The sequence below is a fragment of the Nocardioides sp. genome, assembly GCF_025965415.1.
In the GTDB taxonomy this organism is placed as follows: domain Bacteria; phylum Actinomycetota; class Actinomycetes; order Propionibacteriales; family Nocardioidaceae; genus Nocardioides.
Genome location: NZ_JAOPWY010000179.1, coordinates 1 through 3,199 on the forward strand (window position 1 = coordinate 1; position 3,199 = coordinate 3,199).

Annotated in this window: 5 protein-coding genes; all 5 read right to left on the reverse strand. The window is 67.6% G+C overall.

Features of this window, described 5'->3' with window-relative positions:
- The coding region (locus JWN97_RS18480; protein ID WP_297626242.1) for a hypothetical protein at window positions 1-182 on the reverse strand (182 nt) is incomplete at its 3' end.
- A 29-nt stretch (window positions 183-211) separates the two neighbouring features.
- Window positions 212-604: a hotdog domain-containing protein gene (locus JWN97_RS18485; protein WP_297626244.1), complete on the reverse strand. Its 393-nt coding sequence runs from the start codon at window positions 602-604 to the stop codon at window positions 212-214.
- Between the two features lie 109 nt (window positions 605-713).
- Window positions 714-1,337, reverse strand: a complete 624-nt coding sequence (locus JWN97_RS18490; RefSeq protein WP_297626247.1) for a bifunctional 4-hydroxy-2-oxoglutarate aldolase/2-dehydro-3-deoxy-phosphogluconate aldolase — start codon at window positions 1,335-1,337, stop codon at window positions 714-716.
- The gene (locus JWN97_RS18495; protein WP_297626249.1) at window positions 1,334-2,080 is read right to left on the reverse strand and encodes an IclR family transcriptional regulator; all 747 of its coding nucleotides are present in this window, start codon (window positions 2,078-2,080) and stop codon (window positions 1,334-1,336) included. Before JWN97_RS18495 ends, JWN97_RS18490 begins: the two co-directional genes overlap by 4 nt.
- Window positions 2,077-3,039, reverse strand: a complete 963-nt coding sequence (locus tag JWN97_RS18500) for a sugar kinase (protein ID WP_297626251.1) — start codon at window positions 3,037-3,039, stop codon at window positions 2,077-2,079. Before JWN97_RS18500 ends, JWN97_RS18495 begins: the two co-directional genes overlap by 4 nt.
- Window positions 3,040-3,199: the final 160 nt, after the last annotated feature.

The window sequence follows — 3,199 nt, forward strand, 5'->3', positions numbered from 1 at the left end:
GTGTGGAGGAACGTCTCCTTGAGCATCGTCACGGCGCGGGCGCCCGGGCGGTCGGTGCGGCCCGGGGCCGGCTGGCCCCCGCGCACCACGCCCAGGATGCGGCGTACGGCCGGGACCAGGAGGGCGAGCGCCGCGGCGGTCAGCGCGAACGAGACAACGATGGCAAAGACCTGAATGGCCACGATCAGAGTCCTCCTTCTCGCACCGGGCCTCAGCTGACCCGGAGGACCTTGTCGTTGAGTCGCTCGCCGAACTTGTCGAGGTCGACGATGAAACGTTCGTGAGTGCCGGTCGAGACGGTGTCGATCTCGTCGCGCACCTCGACCGAGAACTCCACCCGCCGCCGATCGACCTCCGTCACCGTGGTCACGGCCGTCACGGTCTGCCCCTTTAGGGTCGGGGCGACATGGGTGATGTTGATGTGGCTGCCGACGCTGGATTGTCCTTCGGGCAGGTGCTGGGCGAGCGCGGCGATCGCCGCGGCCTCGACGAGCAGGACCAGATCGGGGGTGGCGAAGATCTGGTGCTCGCCACGGGTGGTGCAGTCGTCGTCCCCCACGACTCGTTCGAGGGTGTAGGACGTGCCGACGGTGATCTCACTCATGGAACTTCTCCTCTGCTATCAGGGCTGATGAATCGTCTTGGGTGGTGCACGAAGGCGCGCTCGAACGTCCGGGCACGAGATGGACTCGGGCCCGGGGTGCCGAACAGATCTAGCTGGAAACCGCGGCGGGTCCCGTGGGCGTCCCTCTGGAGACGCGAGCATGGGCGGCGGCGACGACGTCCTCGGCCTGGGGAGAGTCGAGGAACCGCTCGATCGAACCGCCGAACGCCACTCCGACCGCACCAGCGTCGAGATAGTCGTCGAGGTTGGCTGCGCTGATTCCGCCGACCGCGACGAATCCGATGTCCGGGAAGGGGCCCCGCATGGCCTCCAGCCATCCAGGTCCGACCAGGTTGGCCGGGAACAGCTTGCAGATCTCGACCCCGTGACGCGCGGCGTTGGCGACATCGGTGGGCGTCATCACCCCCGGGAGCGGCACGGCACCCGCCGTCAGCGCGGTGGCGATGACGTCGGGGTGCACACTGGGACTGATCACGACGGAGGCTCCGCACCCGATGGCTCGGCTCGCGTCTGTCGAGGACAAGATGGTGCCGGCTCCGAACGTGCGGTCCCGGGCAGAGGCCGCCACTGCCTCGAGCGCCGCCCAGCCCGCCTCGCCCTGGACCGGGACCTCCACGAGGTCCATCCCGATCGCCCAGGCGCGTTCCGCCAGCTCGACCGTGCGGGCGGGGGTGAACCCTCGCAGGATCGCCACCGTGCGTAGCAATGTCATGTCGGGCTCCATCCCAGCTCATGGGAGGCCCTGTCGGCCGCCCGCCTCAGCGCCGGGACGAAGCCCAGCAGCGTCTTCTCATCGACGCGGCTCGTGGGTGTCGAGAGGCTGATGGCACCCTCGACCTCGCCGAAGCCGTTGAAGATGGGGGCCGAGACGCAGTGGATGCCAACCTCGTTCTCCTCGTCGTCGCGAGCAAAGCCTCGCTCGCGGGCGGTGTTGAGGTCGGCTTCCAGCTGATCGAGGTCGATGATCGTCTTGGGTGTACGGCGTGCGAGTTCCTGGCCGTGGAGAAGCTCCGAGCGCTGCTCGGGCGGCATGAAGGCCAAGATCCCCTTCGCGACGCCCGTGCAGTGCAGGGGCGCGATGGCGCCGATCCGCGAGTGCATACGCACGGAGTGCTTGGCCTCGACCTTGTCGATGTAAACCACGTCCCCGTGCTCGAGGACGCCCAGATGCACGGTCTCGCTGGTCTCGTCGTTGAGCTCGACCATGAAGGGGTGCGCGATGGAGCGCAGGTCTAGGGCCTCCAGGGCCCGGAAGCCGAGGCGGAAGACCGCCGCACCGAGCCGGTACTGGTGGTTGGGCAGTTCGTAGACGAAGTCGTATTTGCGCATGGAGTGAAGCAGGCGCAGCGCAGTGGAGTGATGCACGTCGAGGAACTTGGCGATCTCGCCGATGTGACGGGGCTCCTCGCTGACGAAGCCCAAAATTGTGAGCGCTCGTTCGAGAGTCTGACTCACTTGGTATCCCCCTTAGCCGAGAGGTCGGACTGATGGCCGTCGTCGAAGTCCGGGTCGGGGATCGGTCCGACGTCAGACAGCCGAGAGATTACCTGCGATGCGAGGAAGTGCCCCGATTGGAGGCGTTGCGCGACGTTCCATCCCTTGCACCTACCAGCGAGGTAGCCCGCCGCAAAGGCATCTCCGGCACCCGTGAGGTCGACCACCTCCACCCGCTTGGCGGGTTCGGACCAGGAAGCTTCGGTGGTGATCAAGCTCGCCATGCCCCCGCCGCGCTTGAGGATCAGCTCCTGGTCGGATCGGGTGAGGAGCTCGGCGCGCAAGGCATCCTCATCGCACGTCCCGAACAGGGCTGCGGCCTCGTCATCGCCGACGAAGACCAGGTCGGCCGCACGGGCCAGCGGAGCCAGCACGTCGACTGCCTCGCTCGGTCCCGACCACAGCGCGGGGCGATAGTTGAAGTCGAAGCTGGTCCGTCCCTGGCCCTGGTCCTTGTCCCGGTCGAGCAGCAGTCTGCTCGCGAGTCGCCGGGCCCCGCTGGACAGGGCAGGCGTGATCCCAGTCAGGTGCGTCCAGCGCGGTCGATCGCCTACGAAGGCATGGTGGCGCTCGTCGAGGCGACTCGCCGCGCTCCCCGAGCGGTAGTACTGCACCCGGGTCCGCCCGTCCTCCACGCTCTTCGTCATGATCCCGGTCGGCAGGTGCTCGTCCCACTCGACGCGGACATCGACACCATGACTGCTGACGGTGTCACACACGAGTCGTCCCAGATCGTCCGCACCGAGTCGGGACACCCAGCGCGCACGTAGACCGAGGTGCGCCACGCCGATCGCCACGTTCGACTCCGCACCCGCCGGGACGACCCGGTATCGGTCAGGCGTGCCGTCGGGGACGAATGTCGCCATGGTCTCGCCGACCGCGACGACGTCGACATCGTCCCTGGCGTGGGAGAGAATCATGCGGCTACCTCGTGGATGCTGGGTGTGTCGAGCGGTCAGGGGGTGGGGCGGTAGATCGGTCCGCGTTGCAGGACGGGATCGAGGATGCCGTCGCTGAGGTAGTGCTCGGACTCGTCGGGGAACGCGGGATTGCGCTTCGGCGCATCACCGGGCATCCCCA